General features: G+C 64.2%; 17 protein-coding genes. 8 read left to right on the forward strand and 9 right to left on the reverse strand.

Going from position 1 to position 17,794, the window contains the following annotated elements:
- Positions 1-288 precede the first annotated feature (288 nt).
- On the forward strand, positions 289-1,458 hold the full coding sequence (gene rnd / locus AC0L3X_RS00110; RefSeq protein WP_085402881.1) for a ribonuclease D: 1,170 nt from the start codon (positions 289-291) through the stop codon (positions 1,456-1,458).
- A 255-nt stretch (positions 1,459-1,713) separates the two neighbouring features.
- Here rnd and AC0L3X_RS00115 read toward each other — a convergent pair whose 3' ends face one another.
- Positions 1,714-3,096, reverse strand: coding sequence for an aspartate aminotransferase family protein (locus AC0L3X_RS00115; protein ID WP_071914591.1), 1,383 nt, complete (start codon positions 3,094-3,096; stop codon positions 1,714-1,716).
- 195 nt (positions 3,097-3,291) lie between these two features.
- Positions 3,292-4,623: an MFS transporter gene (locus AC0L3X_RS00120; protein ID WP_208071750.1), complete on the reverse strand. Its 1,332-nt coding sequence runs from the start codon at positions 4,621-4,623 to the stop codon at positions 3,292-3,294.
- 155 nt (positions 4,624-4,778) lie between these two features.
- On the opposite strand from AC0L3X_RS00120, the gene AC0L3X_RS00125 reads away from it, so the two are divergent.
- Together AC0L3X_RS00125 and AC0L3X_RS00130 are read left to right on the forward strand one after the other, a co-directional pair.
- A complete protein-coding gene (locus AC0L3X_RS00125; RefSeq protein WP_166096102.1) occupies positions 4,779-5,522 on the forward strand; it encodes an IclR family transcriptional regulator in 744 nt (247 codons plus the stop codon).
- A 98-nt stretch (positions 5,523-5,620) separates the two neighbouring features.
- The gene (locus tag AC0L3X_RS00130; protein WP_225048801.1) at positions 5,621-7,213 is read left to right on the forward strand and encodes an FAD-dependent monooxygenase; all 1,593 of its coding nucleotides are present in this window, start codon (positions 5,621-5,623) and stop codon (positions 7,211-7,213) included.
- Positions 7,214-7,243: 30 nt separating this feature from the next.
- Here AC0L3X_RS00130 and AC0L3X_RS00135 read toward each other — a convergent pair whose 3' ends face one another.
- The 4 genes from AC0L3X_RS00135 to AC0L3X_RS00150 form a co-directional block, all read right to left on the reverse strand.
- Entirely contained in the window at positions 7,244-7,375 is a 132-nt protein-coding gene (locus tag AC0L3X_RS00135; RefSeq protein ID WP_256468603.1) for a hypothetical protein, read from the reverse strand.
- 73 nt (positions 7,376-7,448) lie between these two features.
- Positions 7,449-8,012: an isochorismatase family protein gene (locus tag AC0L3X_RS00140; protein ID WP_063983663.1), complete on the reverse strand. Its 564-nt coding sequence runs from the start codon at positions 8,010-8,012 to the stop codon at positions 7,449-7,451.
- Positions 8,013-8,037: 25 nt separating this feature from the next.
- Positions 8,038-8,658: a GNAT family N-acetyltransferase gene (locus AC0L3X_RS00145; RefSeq protein ID WP_063983664.1), complete on the reverse strand. Its 621-nt coding sequence runs from the start codon at positions 8,656-8,658 to the stop codon at positions 8,038-8,040.
- Complete coding sequence (locus AC0L3X_RS00150; protein WP_063983665.1) at positions 8,645-9,262, reverse strand: hypothetical protein; 618 nt, start codon at positions 9,260-9,262, stop codon at positions 8,645-8,647. The genes AC0L3X_RS00145 and AC0L3X_RS00150 overlap by 14 nt, the downstream gene beginning before the upstream one ends.
- A 71-nt stretch (positions 9,263-9,333) precedes the next feature.
- Between AC0L3X_RS00150 and AC0L3X_RS00155 the strand changes: the two genes are divergently transcribed.
- Entirely contained in the window at positions 9,334-10,374 is a 1,041-nt protein-coding gene (locus AC0L3X_RS00155) for a LysR family transcriptional regulator (RefSeq protein ID WP_071914600.1), read from the forward strand.
- A gap of 20 nt (positions 10,375-10,394) precedes the next feature.
- On the opposite strand, the gene AC0L3X_RS00160 is transcribed toward AC0L3X_RS00155, so the two are convergent.
- Entirely contained in the window at positions 10,395-11,549 is a 1,155-nt protein-coding gene (locus AC0L3X_RS00160) for an autotransporter outer membrane beta-barrel domain-containing protein (RefSeq protein WP_283018685.1), read from the reverse strand.
- A gap of 372 nt (positions 11,550-11,921) precedes the next feature.
- Between AC0L3X_RS00160 and AC0L3X_RS00165 the strand changes: the two genes are divergently transcribed.
- A complete protein-coding gene (locus tag AC0L3X_RS00165) occupies positions 11,922-12,128 on the forward strand; it encodes a cold-shock protein (RefSeq protein WP_007591938.1) in 207 nt (68 codons plus the stop codon).
- Positions 12,129-12,222: 94 nt separating this feature from the next.
- On the opposite strand, the gene purN is transcribed toward AC0L3X_RS00165, so the two are convergent.
- The gene (gene purN, locus AC0L3X_RS00170; RefSeq protein WP_063983667.1) at positions 12,223-12,876 is read right to left on the reverse strand and encodes a phosphoribosylglycinamide formyltransferase; all 654 of its coding nucleotides are present in this window, start codon (positions 12,874-12,876) and stop codon (positions 12,223-12,225) included.
- Between the two features lie 14 nt (positions 12,877-12,890).
- Entirely contained in the window at positions 12,891-13,964 is a 1,074-nt protein-coding gene (gene purM, locus AC0L3X_RS00175; protein WP_063983668.1) for a phosphoribosylformylglycinamidine cyclo-ligase, read from the reverse strand.
- Between the two features lie 154 nt (positions 13,965-14,118).
- Here purM and AC0L3X_RS00180 point away from each other — a divergent pair, with 154 nt between their 5' ends.
- The 3 genes from AC0L3X_RS00180 (at position 14,119) to AC0L3X_RS00190 (ending at position 17,788) form a co-directional block, all read left to right on the forward strand.
- Positions 14,119-14,661, forward strand: coding sequence for a CDP-alcohol phosphatidyltransferase family protein (locus AC0L3X_RS00180; protein WP_063983669.1), 543 nt, complete (start codon positions 14,119-14,121; stop codon positions 14,659-14,661).
- A 112-nt stretch (positions 14,662-14,773) separates the two neighbouring features.
- Complete coding sequence (locus AC0L3X_RS00185; RefSeq protein ID WP_063986416.1) at positions 14,774-15,451, forward strand: P-loop NTPase family protein; 678 nt, start codon at positions 14,774-14,776, stop codon at positions 15,449-15,451.
- A 144-nt stretch (positions 15,452-15,595) separates the two neighbouring features.
- The gene (locus AC0L3X_RS00190; protein ID WP_063983670.1) at positions 15,596-17,788 is read left to right on the forward strand and encodes an RNA degradosome polyphosphate kinase; all 2,193 of its coding nucleotides are present in this window, start codon (positions 15,596-15,598) and stop codon (positions 17,786-17,788) included.
- Positions 17,789-17,794: the final 6 nt, after the last annotated feature.

Below are 17,794 nucleotides of genomic sequence, written 5' to 3' on the forward strand. Positions count from 1 at the left end.
AGCATTAACAGACCCTCAACGTACCCCCGACAAATCTATCAATGTTTCTGGAGATTTCGCCGTGGATCTGTTGGTTTTCGAGTTCCTGGGGCTGGCGCTGGTCGCCATGTGCGTGGTCGTGGTGGCGCTGCCCTGCGCGCGCAAATCCTCGCACCGGATCCGTTACGAATAGGAATTTCGTCGGAAAGAGACGATTCCGGCCCGATGCAAGGCTCGAATTCGCTTAGAGCCCCTTGACATCACAGCGCTTTCGGCAGAACGGCTGATACCAAGTGTCATGGGCCGTTCATGGATTTGATTACCACCACCGCTGACCTCGCGGCTGCCTGCAGCCGGCTGGCCAAGCACCCCGTTATTACAGTCGATACCGAGTTCCTGCGCGAAACCACCTACTACCCGCTGCTGTGCGTGGTGCAGATGGCCAGCCCCGAGGAAGCGATCGTCATCGACACCCTGGCCGAGGGCATCGACCTCAAGCCGTTCTTCGACCTGATGGGCAACGAGGGCGTGCTGAAGGTATTCCATGCCGCCCGCCAGGACATCGAGATCATCTGGCACCAGGCCAACATCATCCCGCACCCGGTGTTCGACACCCAGGTCGCGGCCATGGTGCTCGGCTACGGCGACAGCATCGCCTATGACGCGCTGGTCGAGAAGGTCGCGGGCCACCGCCCGGACAAGACCCACCGCTTCACCGACTGGTCGCGCCGGCCGCTGACGAAAGAGCAGATGCACTACGCGGTGTCCGACGTCACGCACCTGCGCGACGTGTTCGCCGCGCTCGATGCCGACCTCAAGAAGCGGCGCCGCAGCGAGTGGGTCTCCATCGAGATGGAGGTTTTGACCTCGCCCCGCACTTACGACTTCCACCCCGAGCGCGCCTGGGAACGGCTGAAGACGCGGGTCCGCAAGCCGAAGGACCTCGCGGTCCTGATGGAGGTCGCGGCCTGGCGCGAGCAGGAAGCGCAGAGCCGCGACGTGCCGCGCGGCCGCGTGCTGCGTGATGAAGCCATCAGCGACATCGCGACCCACGCGCCGAACACGCTGGAGAAGCTCGCCCATCTGCGCTCGGTGCCGAAGGGGTTCGAGAAATCCAAATGGGGCGCGGACATCGTCGCCGCGGTCGAGCGCGGGCTGGCGCGGGACTTTGCGACGCTGCCGAAGCTGGAGAAGCCGCGCAACAACAACAATGGCGCCGCCATCGTCGAGCTGTTGAAGGTGCTGCTGCGCATGACCGCGGAGCGCCACGCGGTCGCCAGCAAGGTGATCGCCACTGTCGACGATCTCGAAGAGATCGCAGCGGACGACGAGGCCGACGTGCCGGCCTTGCGCGGCTGGCGCCGCGAGTTGTTCGGCGACGCCGCCTTGAAGCTCAAGCGCGGCGAGCTGGCGCTCGCGATCGAGAAAGGCCGCGTGATCGGGGTCCAACGGGTGGAGCCGGTTAAACCGTCATCCTGAGTCGCGAGGCGTGAGCCTCGAAGGATGAGCGGCCCCCGCTGCGGCCAGTCGGCCGTCGCCCTTCGAGGCTCGCCGAAGAGGCGAGCACCTCAGGGTGACGGTGATAAATCGAGGCTCACTGCATCAACGCCGTCATTGCGAGCGAAGCGAAGCAATCCAGAATCTTTCCGCGGAGACGGTCTGGATTGCTTCGTCGCCCGCGCAAAATTGCTTCGCAATTTTGTTGCGGGCTCCTCGCAATGACGAGGAGAGAGCCTACGCCGGCGTCAGCTTCGCCACTTCCGGCTTCATGTCGTTCAGCACGCCCGTAATGGCCGCGATCAGCTCGTCGATCTGGGCCTTGGTGACGATCAGCGGCGGGCAGATGGCGATGGCATCCAGCATGTTGCGCGAGATCACGCCGCGCTCCTGGAGCATGCGGCTGGCGATGCCGCCGACGGCGCCGGGCGTGCTGGCGGCGGTCTTGCGTCCCTTGTCTAGCACGAGCTCGATCGCCGCGATCATGCCGACGCCGCGGACCTCGCCGACCAGCGGATCGCTGGTGAGCTCGCGCAGCTTGCCCTGCATGTAGCCGCCGAGCTCGGCGGCGTGCGCGACCAGGCCGCGCTCCTCGATGATCTTGAGGTTCTCCAGCGCGATGGCCGAGCCGACGGGATGGCCGCCCGCGGTGAAACCGTGGCCGAGCACGCCGATCTTGTTGCTCTCGTCCGCGATCGGCTCGAACATGCGATCGTTCAGGATGATCGCCGACAGCGGGAAATAGCTCGAGGTGATCTGCTTGGAGACCACCATCACGTCCGGCTTGATGCCATAGGTCTCGCAGCCGAACATCTTGCCGGTACGGCCGAAGCCGCAGATGACCTCATCTGCGACCAGCAGAATGTCGTACTTCTTCAGGACGGCCTGGATCTTGTCCCAATAGGTCGCCGGCGGCACGACGACGCCGCCCGCGCCCATCACCGGCTCGCCGAAGAAGGCCGCGATCGTATCCGGGCCCTCCTTCTGGATCAGCGCGTCGAGCTCCTCGGCCCGGCGCGTCGCGAACGCCTCCTCGCTCTCACCGGGCGCGCCGTCCTTGTAGAAATGCGGCGAGCCCGTGTGCAGGATGTTGGGCAGCGGCAGGTCGAACGAGCGGTGGTTGTTCGGCAGGCCGGTGAGGCTTGCCGAGGCAATGGTGACGCCGTGATAGGCGCGCATCCGGCTGATGATCTTCTTGCGCTGGGGCTGGCCGAGCGCGTTGGAGCGATAGGCGATCAGCTTGAGAACGGTGTCGTTAGCCTCCGACCCGGAATTGGTGAAGAACACCTTGCTCATCGGCACCGGCGCGAGCGCCACCAGCTTCTCGGCGAGGTCGATCGAGGGCCCGTGCGATTTGGCGGAGAACGTATGGTAGAACGGCAGCGCCAGCATCTGCTTGTGCGCCGCCTCGACCAGCCGCTTCTCGTTGAAGCCGAGCCCGACGCTCCACAAGCCGGCCATGGCCTCGAAATAGCGCTTGCCCGACGCGTCGAACACGTAAGGACCCTCGCCGCGCTCGATCACCAGCGGACCGGCCTGCTGATGCGCGCGCGCGTTGGTATAGGAATGGAGCTGGTAGGCCACATCCCGGGCCTCTTGCGAATTGGGCAGCATGGACATTGCGGGATTCCTCAACGGTGCGTCATTGGAGGTCACGACGCAGACCTGTCCAAACGACGAGCTTGTCCAAAGAAAACGTCGACATCTTGGCTATTGCGGCAGGCCGCAACTTGCAACGTCATTTCGTTGGCAACAAGCGCACACGAGCGTTGCAGGAAAGCAGCGCTGGCACTTCGGCAGGATATATCGCCTCGGCTAGCCTCGCCGTGCCAGCACGAAGGCCGCCGCCGCGGCGATCAATGCCGGGACGGCCGCAGCGCCAAACAGCGGCTGCGGTCCCATGTCGCGGGCCAGCATCACGCCGCCGATCAGAGGCCCCACGATCGAGCCGATGCGGCCGATGCCCAGCGCCCAGCCCACGCCGGTCGATCTGATCGCCGTCGGATAGAAGGTCGCCGTCAGCGCGTTCGAGGCGATCTGTCCCCCGACGATGCAAAATCCCGACGCGAAGATCGCGATCGTGACCAGCACGATCGAATGGCTGGCCATGCCGACGGCCGCAACCGCGACCGCCGCCGCGAGATAGGTCAGCGACAGCGCGCGAAACGAGAAGCGGTCGATGAATTGGCCGAGCGTGAACGTGCCGACCACGCCGCCGACCTGGAGCATCGCACCAATCGCGGCCGCCCCCGAAACCGACACGCCGAGATCGTTCAGCACGGTGGGCAGCCAGTTCGACAGCAAATACAGGTCGAGCAGGCTCATGAAGAACACGACCCAGAGCAGAACCGTCACCGATGCGCGGCCCTCTGCAAACAAATGCGCGACGCGCAATCCCGACAATTTGGGCTCCTGGACCACGAATTTGGCATTGCCGGCGAAGGATACCCCCGGGGCTATCTTTTGCAGGAGGTTCGCCACCTCGCGGTCGCGGCCGCCCATCATCGCCAGGAACCGGATCGACTCGGGCAACGCCTTGAAGAGGAAAGGCAGAAGCAGCAGCGGCACGAGGCCGCCGACGAGGAACACCGAGCGCCAGCCGAAAGCGGGGATCATGGCGGCCGCCAGCAGCCCGCCCAGGGCCGCACCGATCGAAAAGCCTGCGAACATGATCATGACCATGGTGGCGCGGCGGCGATGCGGGCTGAACTCGGAGGTCAGCGCAATCGCATTGGGCATTGCACCGCCGAGACCAAGACCGGTCAGAACGCGCAACGCGATCAGCCAGGTCGTGTCCACCGCGAACACGGTGAGCAGCGTCCCGATGCCGAACACCAGCACGCTTGCGAGGATGATGCGGCGGCGACCGATCCTGTCGGCCATCGGACCGAAGATCAGGGCGCCGATCATGAGACCCAGAAGCCCCGCGCTGAACACCGGTCCGAGGCTCCCGCGTGCCAGCTTCCATTCCTGCGCGACTGCAGGCGCGACATAACCGATGGCCTGGGTGTCGAAGCCGTCGATGAACAGCACCGCGGCGCAGACGAGCAGAACCCGGATCTGAAAGGCGCCAACCGGCTGACGATCGACATAGGCGGGAACGTCGACCGTGCCCGACACGATCTCATCCGTAGCTGTGACGGCCATGCCCAACCCCTCCCCCGGCAGCTCATGCACTATTATTCTTCTTAAAATCTCTTATAGTGAGATTATAACGAAGGCAAGCCACTACCGTGCCACCGTTTGCGGTCGGCGCGAATGCGGGTATCACGGCCAATACGCGAAGCTGGATCGAATCTCACTTGGTCAAAGCAAACAGTCAGGATCGAGTCCTTGCCGTGCTCGATCTCTTCACCGAGGCACGGCCGCAATGGTCGCCCGAAGAGCTCATGAAGGAGCTCGGCTACACGAGGCCGACGCTGTATCGCTATCTGAAGAGCTTGAAGGACAGCGGCTTCGTGATGCCGACGCGCGGTGGCCGGTTCGCGCTTGGCCCGCGCGTGGTGGAGATGGACTATCTCAGCCGCCGCTCCGATCCGCTGATCGCAGCAGCCACCCCGCATCTGGAGCGGCTGTCGGCCGCGCACCCCTGTACGGCCCTGGTCGTGCGCTGGTATGGGGAAAAGATGCTGTGCGTGGCTTCAATCGCCTCCGTCGTGAATCCCGTGAGCAGCTATCCGCGCGGCCGACCGATGGCGATGGGACGCGGCGCAATCGCGCGCTCGATCATGTCTTTTCTGCCCAAGCAACGCGTGATGCCACTGGTGACGCGCTATGCCGCCGATCTGCGCAGCGTCGGCGTCGGCGACACGTCCGACGAAATCCTGGCAGCGCTGAAGCGCGTGCGGCGCGCCGGCGTCGCCGTTGCCTTTGGCGAAGTGACACCGGGCGCGGTCGGGATCGCCGCGCCGATCCTCGATGCGGGCTACCCGATCGCGAGCCTCTGCATCACGATCGCCGGACCACATGCCAAGGGCGAGTTGATCGATCGCATCAGCGCGGAGGTCCGCGAAGCGGCCCGGCAGATCTCCGAGGCTGCGACATAATAATCTCATTATTTGAGATTTTACTTGACGAGATCTGTACGACATCTCATGAGGACGAGCGATCGCGCCTCGCGCGATCACAATCGTGGGGAAGCGATGTGAGGCAGGCTTCAGCGGATAGCGACGCGCCCGTCGTGATCGTCGGCGGCGGACCGGTCGGGATGGGTCTGGCGATCGGCCTTGGCCAGCGCGGCATCAAGACCATCGTCGTGGAACGCCACGAACAGCCGCAGCCGATCCCCAAGGGACAGAACCTCACGCAGCGGACGATGGAGCATTTCCATTTCTGGGGCGCGGAGGCAGCGCTGCGCGCGGCCCGCACCATTCCTCCCGACTACGGCATCGGCGGAATGACCAGCTACGGGACGCTGCTCAGCGGCCACAATTACAACTGGCTGCAGCGCGAGCTCGTCCGCCCCTTCTATTTCACCGACAACGAACGCCTGCCGCAATACGCGACCGAAGCCGTGTTGCGGCAACGGGCGGCACAGCTTCCCTCCATTGACCTGCAATACGGCTGGACCTGCCGGGATGTCCGGCCTGACGCCGAGGGCGTGGGCCTCGACATCGAAAATCGCGACGGGATGATACAGAGCCTTCGCGCCGACTACGTGATCGGCTGCGATGGCAGCCGATCGATCGTGCGCGAACGCGCCGGCATCACCCAGACCCGCTCCGACCACGATCGGCTGATGGTGCTGCTGGTGTTTCGCTCCGTCGAATTGCATCGACTGCTCGAGGCCTTTCCAGGCAAGTCGTTCTACAGCGTGTTGCATCCGGACCTCGAGGGCTATTGGAAGTTCTTCGGCCGGGTCGATCTCGGCAGCACCTGGTTCTTCCATGCCCCCGTTCCCGCGGACACCACCGCCGACAATTTCGATTTCCGACGCTTGCTGCACGATGCCGCCGGCGCACAATTCGACATCGAGTTCGAGCACATCGGATTCTGGGATCTTCGCTTCACGGTCGCGGACAGCTACCGCGCCGGCCGCGTCTTCGTCGCCGGAGATGCCGCGCACAGCCATCCGCCCTACGGCGGCTATGGCATCAACACCGGCTTCGAGGACGCCGCAAATCTGGCGTGGAAGCTCGCCGCGACGCTGCAAGGCTGGGCGCCAGCCGGTCTGCTCGACAGCTACGATGCCGAGCGGCGTCCGGTGTTTGCGTCCACCGCGCGCGATTTCATCGAGACGCCGATCTTCCGCGACCGCGATTTTCTTCGCCGGCACGATCCAGCGCGCGATCGGGCGGATTTCGAGGCCGCCTGGCACGAGCGGCACTCCGGCGCGCGCGCCGAGGTCAACGCCTTCGAGCCGAATTACGAGGGGTCACCAATCGTCTTTGGTCCGGCCGGCGCTGTCTGCAGCGCGATCGGCTCGCACGCCTATCCGGCGCGCGCAGGTCATCATCTCACCCCGCAACCTCTGTCGTCAGGCAAAAACGTGTTCGAGGAATTGGGCGACGGCTTCACCTTGATCGATCTGACGGACGGCGCCGCGGCAACAGCTCTCGAGCAAGCCGCCGCGCGGCTTGGCATCCCGCTGACGGTGATCAGGGACACCGCATCAGGCGGACGCGAGAAATACGAGGCGCGGCTGATCCTGGTGCGGCCCGATCAATTCGTCGCCTACGCGGGCGACAACGCTGATGACGCATCCGATATCCTGATGCGCGCCATCGGCCGATCCTGAGAGAAACGCTTTCGCCGCAGGCCCGAAACCCTACGCCGCGCCGTCGTCATCCTCTTCGTCGGCAGCGCGAGCGGCTTCCCTCACCTCCACCAGCGCCATCGAGAGCAGATAGACCGTCGTGGGCAAGCCGACGCTGCGCGCCGTCTCCACAGCACGCGACAAATCGCTTGCCAGCTCCTTGAGCTCGTCCCCCCGTGACAATGTCCCACCCCATCCATCCGCCGACCACGGCCGCCTAGACCGCGATGGCGCCGCTGGTTCTGATCAGTTCGGCGCTGGCATGGACTGTAGCAAAATTCCCGATCACATTCACCACCGACTGTTTGTAGACGGCGGCATCGCCCGTGCCCGGCTGCCGGCAGGCCACGGCGTCAGCGACGATCTGGTAGCGATGGCTGCGGTGAAACCCGTCGACGGCGGTGGCCAGGATGGTTTCGTCCAGGGAAAAGCCGACCAGAATGCAGCGCACATTGCGGATATTGGACATGTAGTCCACGAACCGCGAAGAGCTGTAGGCCGACGGCAACGGGTGCTCGAAAGTCATTTCGCCGGGTCGCGGCTTCGCCTCCGCGATCCAATCGGTCAGCCTGGATGCCGGATTGAACCACGCCGCCTGGGCGATGCGCTTCAGATGCATCACCGGCCAGAGATTGGTGCGCCACAGTGTCAGGAGCTCCAGGCAGCGCACGGTGGCGGCTTCGCCGTCGAGGATGACATGGCGACGCCCGGGGGTCAGATATTCGACCTGGAGATCCGCACAGACCAGGATCGACGGATCATCGGTAATGGAAGCCAGCATTGTCTTGCGCAGAGCTGCACCAATTTCAGTGATCGGCGAGTGCGAGGTCCCGTAGCGGCGAGGTCACCGCCCGCCCCGCGGATGCGTCGAGCACGCCGGGCCGGTCCCAATCGCCCTCGGGGCGAATGATCACATAGGGATCGCTGTCCAGCGTGATGGCGTCCGGCCCCGGCTCGATCTCCAGCAGCATCTCCGTGTAGGAGAAATCCGAGAAGGTGATCTTGCGGTTGTGACCGAGCGGCTTGGCGCCGAAATGAGCCCAGAAATCGACCAGCCGGTCCTGCGCCTGGCCGTAGATCTTGCGAAAGCCCTTGCGCTTCACATAGTCGACGCTCGCCTGGACCAGCTTGAACGAGACGCGCGAGCGCCGATATTGATGACGCACCGCGAGCCGCTCCACCTTGGCGAAATCCCCGAAGAAGCGTACCCGCAGGCAACCCGCAGGCTCGTTGCCGACGTAACCGATGAAGTGCGCTGCGACCATGTCGTTGCCGTCGAACTCCTCGTCGAACGGACAATCCTGCTCGGCGAGATAGACCGCCGCGCGAATGGCGGTGACCAGCATGAGGTCGTTGGGATCGCGCGCGAGGCGAATGGTGATGGCGCGGGAGTCGGGCTTGGCGAGGGGAATCCTAGTGCCGTGCATCTGCAAAACTCCTTGTTTGGATGATCGCGCCCGGCATCCGCATCGGCTGCCGATGCCAGGGCCGCTCGTAACACCAGAGATCGGGCTGGAAGCTCGGGACGGGGTCGAATCCCGTCGCCTTCATGATGTCGCGTCCGGCCACGGTTGACGGCTGCGCATAGCAATCCGCGCCGCGAAACCTTACCTGACGTAGATGAGCCGCGGCCTTGCCGAGACCGGCGATACCGCGGCCCGTCGCCGCGATCGCCCAGATGTAGATCGCTGCAACGTCTTCCTTCGCGGAAGCGAGATAGCGCGTCTCGGGTGCGGTCAGGCAGATCTCGTCGAGCAGCAGCGCATCATGTCCGCGGTCGTTGAGGAACAAGAAGGCCATGCCGCCGACCAGATTGCCCTTGCGACTGAACGTCAGGATGCTCTGAGGATCGAACGTGAAATATCGTGCAAGCTCTGCCGTTCCGATCTGCACACCCGGCACCAGCCGGTGCGCCATGTCGGAAAGCGCAGCAATTTCGGAAGATTGCGCACATCGGACATCGACGTCCGGACTGAGCGGCAATGCATCGAAATCATGCCTTGCGGCAAAGGAGCCCCTTTCCATACTCATGTCACCCCTCTATCGTCCGAGGATTTAGTGCCCCGCTATGACGATGACCTTAGCGGTTGGGGATCTGGCGTATGCAGCAGTTATTGCACCGGGGTGCTGCTTTGATGCAGCACCGTGAAGAAGCCCTGGACGCGTCCTGGGACGATTTGAAACTCTTTTTAGCGTGCGCAAAATATAAAAGTTTCCGCAACGCGGCCGAAGAACTCGGCCTCACCTCCACCACGCTGATGCGCAGGATCGACCGGCTCGAAGAGAGCATCGACTGCAAGCTGTTCCTGCGCGACCAGAGCGGACTGACGCTCAGCGATGAAGGCGCCGCGATGATCGCCGACGTCGCGCATATGGAGCGTCATGCCTTCAACGTCTTCCGGCGTGCCTCGCGATCGTCGAACGACACGTCAGGCACCGTGCGCGTCGCGGTGACGGAAGGCCCCGGCAATTTCTGGATCCTGCCGCGGCTGATCGATTTCCAGAAGACCTATCGCAAGATCACCGTCGATCTGCGCTGCGCGATGGAGCAGGCCGACGTCGCCCGGCTTGAATCCGACATCGCGATCCAGCTCGAGCCGCCGACCAATCCCGACCTGATCGTCGCCAAGCTCGGCCGCCTGCACATCTATCCCTTCGTCTCCAGGGAATACGAGAACCTCTACGGCGTGCCGGCGTCCCTCGCCGAGTTGAAGAACCATCGCATCATCAAGCAGAGCGCGCCGCAGGTCGACGACGGCGCCTACGCCCGCGTGCTTGGACTGAAGTCGCTCGAAGGCATCGTCGGAATCAAGACCAACTCCTCGGTCGGCGTGCTCTATGCGGTGGAGCGCGGCGCCGGCATCGGCTTCCTGCCGACCGTGTCGATCGCGCTCGGCGCACCGCTCGTTGCCGTCGATCTCGGTGTCAGCCACCACGCCGATCTCTGGCTCACCTATCACAAGGAATTCCGCAACTCCGAGCGCCACAAGATCGTGGTCGACTGGCTGAAGAAGATCTTCGATGCCAAGACCTATCCCTGCTTCCGCGACGAGTTCATCCATCCGAATGCGCTGGTGCCAATGATGACGGCCGCGCGCGAGGGCTTTGGGCTAACGGGTTATGTCGCGGCAACGCCAACTTAGGCGAAGGGGGCACTTCGCCCTCACCATCTGTATTCGAAGCCGACCGTGCCTTGGTGCGACGTCAGCTCGTTGCGGAACTTACCATCATAGTTGATGTAGAGCCGCGCGACGCTGGTGAGGCTGAGCGAGGCCGAGGCGCCGGCATCCATGCCGTAACGGCTCTCCCCGATGCCGGGAACGACGATGCTCTGGGTGCCCAGGCTGACCTGCACCGATCCCAGGTTCTGGTAGAAATTGTCGACGAACTTGCCGTAGGCCGACAGGTCCAGGATCTTCTGGTCGTAGATGAAGTAGCGCCCGATCTCCGCGCCGATCATTACGCGTGCGCGTGAGAGTGCCGAGGAGCCGACGTTCAATGGATCGAGCCCTCCGGCCTCCTGGAACGCAGCGCTGGTGGCGCGCACATATTCGAGCGCGCCCTTGGGCACGATGCGCATCTGGTCCTTGGTCCAGTAGTAGCTGATCTCGGTCAGGCCACCGTCGATCGCAGCACGATAACCCGCGGTCGCAAGACCAACGCCGGTGTCCCTGCTGGAACGGACCTTGCCGAAACCGTGCACCACCGCGAACGCCCAGGTCCACGGTCCCTTGTCGACCGAGCCGTTGAAACCGATTTGCGTCAGGTCAAGCGTCGCCGACTGGAGCGCCAGCGGCACGTCGATGTCGGTATGGCTCTGGTCGACGGAGAAGCCGAGATTGACGCCCGGCGCGACCCGCGCGCCGAAGCCGGCGACGCCGCCAAAGGTCTTGCGCTTGTCGCCGACGAAGTCGCCTTGCGCGTCGGTCCGGACCGAGATGCCATAGCCTTCGAACCAGGTGCGGTAGAGCGGATCCTCCGTGCTCGCCGAGGCACCGCCCCCACCGGGATTGGTGCGCGATGCGCGGTTGACGCCGCCAGAGGCCTGGTTGCCGAGCCGCTCCAGGAAATTGGACCCAAGATTGAGCGCACTGTTGCCGGCCGACTGGTCGTAATTGGTCGCGGTCGGCATGGGGGTCGGTGACGCCGTGGGTGTCGGGGTCGGGGTCGGCGTGGGCGTCGGACTCTGCGCGAAGGCTGATGTCGCAGACATCATCACGACGAGTCCAAGCGCCATGACGAGCGCAGCCGCGATCCGGCGGACACGGCCCAGCCCGACCGTCTGCCGTGTCCCGGAGAGCTGCAACGCGCAGCGCATGACGACTAATCCCGAAGCAAAGTGGCGGAGCGCAAAAATGCAACACGAACGGCGCGCGCTTGCGGCGATTTGTGCCGAACTGCCACGCAGGGTCAACCGGTTGGCGCGCTGGAGCGGGGCTATTGCCTCGATTGTGGTTCCCTTGCCACAGGTCGCAAATAGCAGACAGCGACACCCGCCGCGATCTTGAAAGCCGTGCGCCGCTTGCTAACGCGCGAATTTCATGTTGCAATATTGGACACAATCGGAATTGGCCGCTCGGCTGTGCGTTTCGCGACATTGAGACTCGAACAGACTATCGGAAGCCCGTTTGTGGCGTGGCACGCGAAACTGCGGCCGCGTCTTTTTTGTATCTAGTGGAGGAGATGAGCGATGCCGCAAAAGGGCACCGTCAAATGGTTCAACCCGACCAAGGGCTATGGGTTCATCAAGCCGAACGGCAGCGATAAGGACGTGTTCGTCCATATCTCGGCCGTCGAGCGTGCCGGACTCTCGACCCTTAATGAGAACCAGGTGGTTGAATACGACCTCGTGGAGAACCGCGGCAAAGCATCCGCGGAGAACCTCAAGGTCTCCTGATTTCTCTCAAAGCTTCGCGCGAGAGATCATGACGATGCCCCCGGCTCTGCCGGGGGATTTTGTTTGCGAAGACGAAACACGGTGCGACGGCGCTTCAGCGCACCACCGGCGATACCAGGAAATTCTCCGAGGGCCCGCTTCCGTCCGTCCTGCACACATCGCCCTCGATCCGAACCTTGCCGGTCGCAAGCAGCCGCAACGCTTCCGGATAGATGCGATGCTCCACCTCGAGAATGCGCTCCGACAGCGTAGCGCCCGTGTCGTGGTCGCTGACGGGGACCGCACCCTGCATCACGATCGGACCGGCATCGGTCTCGGGGATCACGAAGTGCACTGTCGCGCCTGACAGTTTGACGCCGGCGCGCAAAGCTTGACCATGCGGGTCCAAACCTGGGAACGACGGCAGCAGCGAGGGATGGATGTTGAGCATCCGCCCGTACCAGGCCTTGGTGAACTCGGCCGTGAACAGGCGCATGAAGCCGCCGAGACAGATCAGCTCGATGCCGTGCTGGTCGAGCGCGGCCTGCAGCAGCTTTTCGAAGCCGGCGCGGTCCTTGCCGAACGGCTTGCTCTCAATCACCAGCGTTTTGACGCCGCTCGCCTTGGCCCGTTCGAGGCCGAGCGCGTCGGCCTTGTTCGAGATGACGAGCGAGATTTCCGCCGGAAACTCCGCTGCGGCAGCGGCCCTGATCAGCGCGGACATGTTGGAGCCGCGGCCGGAGATCAGGATGGCGACGCGGCGCTTCATCACAGCGCCAGTCATCACAGTGCCAGGTCGAGGTGGCCGTTGTAGACGACGCGGTGCTCGCCCTCGGCCGGAATCACGGTACCGAGCTGCGCCACCGTCTCACCGGCATCGCTGAAGACCTGCACGACCTGATCGACCTTGTCGGGCTCGACGATCGCGATCATGCCGATGCCGCAGTTGAAGGTGCGCAGCATCTCGAGCTCGGCGATGCCGGCTTGGGCAGCCAGCCATTTGAACACCGGCAGCACCGGCAGGCGCGCCAGATCGATGCCGACGCCAAGATGGCTCGGCAGCACGCGTGGGATGTTGTCGGTGAAACCGCCGCCGGTGATGTGGGCAAGCCCCTTCACCGCGCCGGTCTCGCGGATCGCACGCAGGCAGGATTTGACGTAGAGCCGTGTCGGCGTCAGCAGCGCGCCGCCGAGCGTCATGACCGGCGCGAACGGGGCCGGCGCCTCGAAGCTGAGGCCGGACTGCTCGACGATCTTGCGCACCAGCGAGAAGCCGTTGGAGTGCACGCCGGACGAGGCAAGGCCAATCACGGCATCCCCCGCGGCGATGTCCTTGCGCGGCAACAAGGTACCGCGCTCGGCGGCGCCGACGGCAAAGCCGCCGAGGTCGTAGTCGCCGTCCTTGTAGAGGCCGGGCATCTCGGCGGTTTCGCCCCCGATCAGGGCGCAGCCGGATTCGCGGCAGCCTTCGGCGACACCGGCGACGATCGAGGCGGTCGCCTCCGGGTCGAGCTTGCCGCAGGCGAAATAGTCGAGGAAGAACAACGGCTCGGCGCCCTGTACCACGAGGTCGTTGACGCTCATGGCGACGAGGTCGATGCCGATCCCGCCATGCAGGCCGGTCTCGATCGCGATCTTGACCTTGGTGCCGACCCCGTCGGTGGCGGCGACCAGGACGGGGTCCTTGAAACCGGCCGCCTTTAGGTCGAACAGGCCGCCGAATCCGCCAATCTCGGCGTCGGCGCCGGGCCGCGCGGTGGCGCGCACCAACGGCTTGATCAGATCGACCAGGCGGTTGCCCGCGTCGATATCGACGCCTGAATCGGCGTAAGTGAGGCCGTTTTTGCGGTCGGTCATGCCCGATTTCCAGTGGGTTTGCGGCTGGTTACGTCGAATTCCGGGGACGCGCAATGGCAAGCGTGGCGCCCCGCCCTATACTATGTAGATATCAACCGGTTCAGCCTTCAAACGGGCCGGATTCGAGGTCAGGCCGGGTGCCAGGAAGCGCCGCGTGAGTATTCCGAATATCATTACCCTGGGCCGCATCATGCTGGTCCCAATCATCGTCTGGGCCATCGTGTCGAGCCAAATGGAGGTTGCGTTCGCCGTCTTCCTCATTGCCGGCGTCAGCGACGCGGTCGACGGCTTCCTCGCCAAGCGCTTCAACATGACGAGCGAGCTCGGCGCCCTGCTCGATCCGCTCGCGGACAAGGCGCTGCTGGTCTCGATCTATCTGGCACTGGGGATCTGGGGCGACATCCCGCGCTGGATCGTGATCCTGGTGGTGTCGCGCGACATCATGATCGTCGCCGCCGTGATCGTGTCCTGGCTGTTCGACAAGCCGGTCGAGATGAAGCCGTCGAAGGTGTCGAAGCTCAACACCGCCGCCCAGGTGGCCTATGCGGCGCTGGTGCTGGCCTCCCTGGCCTTCGGCTTCAAACCGGCGCCTTATGATATGATCCTGATGGGCCTCGTCACGGTCTTCACGCTCTCTTCCGTGTCGCTCTATCTCGTCGAGTGGCTGCGGCACATGAGTACGATCGAAGCCAAGTAGCACGATCGAGGCCAAATGAGCCGGGATGCGGCCCCGCAAAAGGCCAACTCCCGCTCGATGACGTCGAATCTCTTCAAACGAAGCCGGCGTGCCGGCACGGAGCACAGCAAGCGTGGCAGGCCGCGTTCATCCCCGACAATTGGCATTCTCGCTTCCGCACGCGGAAAGCCTCAGCCGGGATAATTTCCTCGAAGGCCCCGCCAACGAAGCCGGTCTTGCCCTCATCGACGCCTGGCCTGAATGGCCGAACCGGATCATGTGGCTGGCCGGCCCGGAAGGAAGCGGCAAGAGCCATCTCGCCGCGATCTGGGCCGAGGCTTCCGGCGCCCGCTCGACCACAGCCAATGGGCTGACCGCCGAAAACGTCCCGGGCGCGCTCGCCACCGGCGCGCTGGTGGTCGAGGATCTCAGGGCAAAAGAGCTCGACGAGCGGGCCCTGTTTCATCTGATGAACCTCGCCCGCGAGGATGGGGCCTACCTGCTCTTCACCGGCCGCGAGGTACCGGCGTCGCTCGAGATCGAGCTGCGCGACCTGCGCTCGCGGCTGCGCGCGGTGCCTGTGATCTCGCTGCTGCCGCCCGACGACCAGCTCTTCCGCGGCCTGATCGTCAAGTTCTGCGCCGACCGCCAGCTCGCCGTGGATGAGAGCGTGGTCAGCTACCTCGCTACCCGCCTGGAGCGCTCTTCGGCGGCCGCACGGGAGGCCGTTGAGCTGCTCGACAGCGAGGCCCTGCGCCTCGGTCGCCCCGTCACGCGGGCGCTGGCCGCCGAGCTGCTTCGGGACGCCTGACCCTTCCGCCCTGGCTCCAAGGCCGCTTGACGCGGCGCAGCGGCGGAACATCAATGTCATCGAAACGTCATCGGACTAACACATGCTCCCGCCGGTTTTGCGCATAAGTCGCAAATTGGGGCGAACTGGATGGATCGACTTCTGATGGACTCTGCGCAAGCTGTTGAAATTAAAGAAAAAGCCCCGGAGACCGAGGGCCTGCCAGCGATTGCCTCAAGTCCCGAGCGCTTCATCAATCGCGAGCTCTCCTGGCTGCACTTCAACCGCCGCGTCCTCGAGGAAGCGGTCAATCCCAGCCACCCCATGCTGGAGCGGGTGCGATTCCTGTCGATTTCAGCGAATAACCTCGACGAGTTCTTCATGGTCCGCGTCGCCGGCATCAAGGCCCAGATCCGCGAGGGCATCGCCGAGCGCAGCCCCGACGGCCTGACGCCGTCCGAGCAGCTCGCGCTGATCAACCGCACCGTCTCGCAGCTTGCCTCCGACCAGCAGGCGATCTGGCGCGACCTGCGCGGCACGCTGGCCGACGTCGGCATCGTGCTGGTCGACGGCAAGGACGTCACCAAGGCGGAACGGACCTGGATCGAGGACTACTTCCTCAACAACGTGTTTCCGCTGCTGACCCCGCTCGCGATCGACCCGGCTCACCCCTTCCCGTTCATTCCGAGCCTCGGCTTCACCATCGCGCTCCAGCTGACGCGCGCCGCCGACGGCAAGCAGATGAACGCGCTGATTCGTATGCCCGGCAAGATCGACCGCTTCATCCGGTTGCCGGCCGAGGGCAAGGTCGTGCGGCTGATCTCGCTCGAGCAGGCGACCGGGCTGTTCATCAACCGCCTGTTCCCCGGCTACAATCTCCACGGCCAGGGCGCCTTCCGCATCATCCGCGACTCCGAGCTCGAAATCGAGGAAGAGGCCGAAGACCTCGTCCGCCTGTTCGAGACCGCTCTGAAGCGCCGCCGCCGCGGGTCGGTGATCCGGCTCGAGATCGACGGCAAGATGCCGGAGGAGCTGCGCAGCTTCGTGCAGCATGCGCTGTCGGCCGCCGACGACGAGGTCTTCCTGGTCGACGGCGTGCTCGCCATGAACGAGCTCTCGCAGCTCACCCGCCTCGACCGGCCCGATCTCGAATTCACCCCTTACGTACCGCGCCATCCCGAGCGCGTGCGCGAGCATGGCGGCGACATCTTTGCCGCGATCCGGCAGAAGGACCTCGTCGTCCATCATCCCTACGAATCCTTCGACGTGGTGGTGCAGTTCCTGCAGCAGGCCGCCCGCGATCCCGATGTCGTCGCGATCAAGCAGACGCTCTACCGCACCTCCAACAACTCCCCGATTGTGCGCACGCTGGCGGAAGCCGCCGAAGCCGGCAAGTCCGTCACCGCGCTGATCGAATTGAAGGCGCGCTTCGACGAGGAGGCCAACATCCGCTGGGCCCGCGACCTCGAACGCGCCGGCGTGCAGGTCGTCTACGGCTTCCTCGAACTGAAGACGCACGCGAAGCTCTCGATGGTGGTGCGCCGCGAGGGCGGCGGCCTCACCACCTACGTCCACACCGGCACCGGCAATTATCACCCCGTCACCGCACGTATCTACACCGACCTCTCCTACTTCACCTCGGATCCGACCATCGGCCGCGACGCCGCGCGCGTGTTCAATTTCATCACCGGTTATGCCGCGCCGAGCGATCTGGAAAAGATGGCGGTGTCGCCGCTGACGTTGCGCAAGCGCATCATCGAGCACATCCAAGGCGAGACCGCGCATGCGCGGCATGGCCGCCCCGGCGCGGTCTGGATGAAGATGAATGCGCTGGTCGACCCCGACATCATCGACGCGCTCTACGAGGCCTCACAAGCCGGCGTCCAGGTCGAGCTCGTCGTGCGCGGCATCTGCTGCCTCAGGCCCGGCATTCCAGGCCTGTCGGAGAACATCCGCGTCAAGTCGATCATCGGGCGCTTCCTGGAACACGGCCGAATCTACTGTTTCGGCATGGGCCAGGGCCTGCCGAGCGCGAAAGCGGCTGTGTATATCTCCTCGGCCGACATGATGCCACGCAACCTCGACCGCCGCGTCGAGGTGCTGTGTCCGCTGCAAAATCCCACGGTGCATCAGCAGGTTCTCGAACAGATCATGGTCGCGAATCTGAAGGACAATGAGCAGAGCTGGCAATTGTTGCCGGACGGGTCCTCGACGCGTATGAAGACCGCGAAGGGCGAGGAGCCTTTCAACGTCCACAACTACTTCATGACAAATCCGAGTCTATCTGGCCGTGGAAAGTCGCTCAAGGAATCCTCGCCGCGCCGTCTCACGCGCCGTAATGAACGTCATCAATCTTGATCCGGG

The sequence above is a fragment of the Bradyrhizobium sp. MI1.7 genome (assembly GCF_055811795.1).

What these genes read in the sequence shown, in the direction of transcription:
- purN (WP_063983667.1), bottom strand. Translation starts at nt 12,876, where the DNA reads ATGAAGCGCCGCGTCGCCATCCTGATCTCCGGCCGCGGCTCCAACATG.
- rnd (WP_085402881.1), top strand. Translation starts at nt 289, where the DNA reads ATGGATTTGATTACCACCACCGCTGACCTCGCGGCTGCCTGCAGCCGG.
- AC0L3X_RS00165 (WP_007591938.1), top strand. Translation starts at nt 11,922, where the DNA reads ATGCCGCAAAAGGGCACCGTCAAATGGTTCAACCCGACCAAGGGCTAT.
- AC0L3X_RS00115 (WP_071914591.1), bottom strand. Translation starts at nt 3,096, where the DNA reads ATGTCCATGCTGCCCAATTCGCAAGAGGCCCGGGATGTGGCCTACCAG.
- purM (WP_063983668.1), bottom strand. Translation starts at nt 13,964, where the DNA reads ATGACCGACCGCAAAAACGGCCTCACTTACGCCGATTCAGGCGTCGAT.
- AC0L3X_RS00145 (WP_063983664.1), bottom strand. Translation starts at nt 8,658, where the DNA reads ATGCACGGCACTAGGATTCCCCTCGCCAAGCCCGACTCCCGCGCCATC.
- AC0L3X_RS00150 (WP_063983665.1), bottom strand. Translation starts at nt 9,262, where the DNA reads ATGAGTATGGAAAGGGGCTCCTTTGCCGCAAGGCATGATTTCGATGCA.
- AC0L3X_RS00155 (WP_071914600.1), top strand. Translation starts at nt 9,334, where the DNA reads ATGCAGCAGTTATTGCACCGGGGTGCTGCTTTGATGCAGCACCGTGAA.
- AC0L3X_RS00140 (WP_063983663.1), bottom strand. Translation starts at nt 8,012, where the DNA reads ATGCTGGCTTCCATTACCGATGATCCGTCGATCCTGGTCTGTGCGGAT.
- AC0L3X_RS00120 (WP_208071750.1), bottom strand. Translation starts at nt 4,623, where the DNA reads ATGGCCGTCACAGCTACGGATGAGATCGTGTCGGGCACGGTCGACGTT.
- AC0L3X_RS00160 (WP_283018685.1), bottom strand. Translation starts at nt 11,549, where the DNA reads ATGCGCTGCGCGTTGCAGCTCTCCGGGACACGGCAGACGGTCGGGCTG.
- AC0L3X_RS00190 (WP_063983670.1), top strand. Translation starts at nt 15,596, where the DNA reads ATGGACTCTGCGCAAGCTGTTGAAATTAAAGAAAAAGCCCCGGAGACC.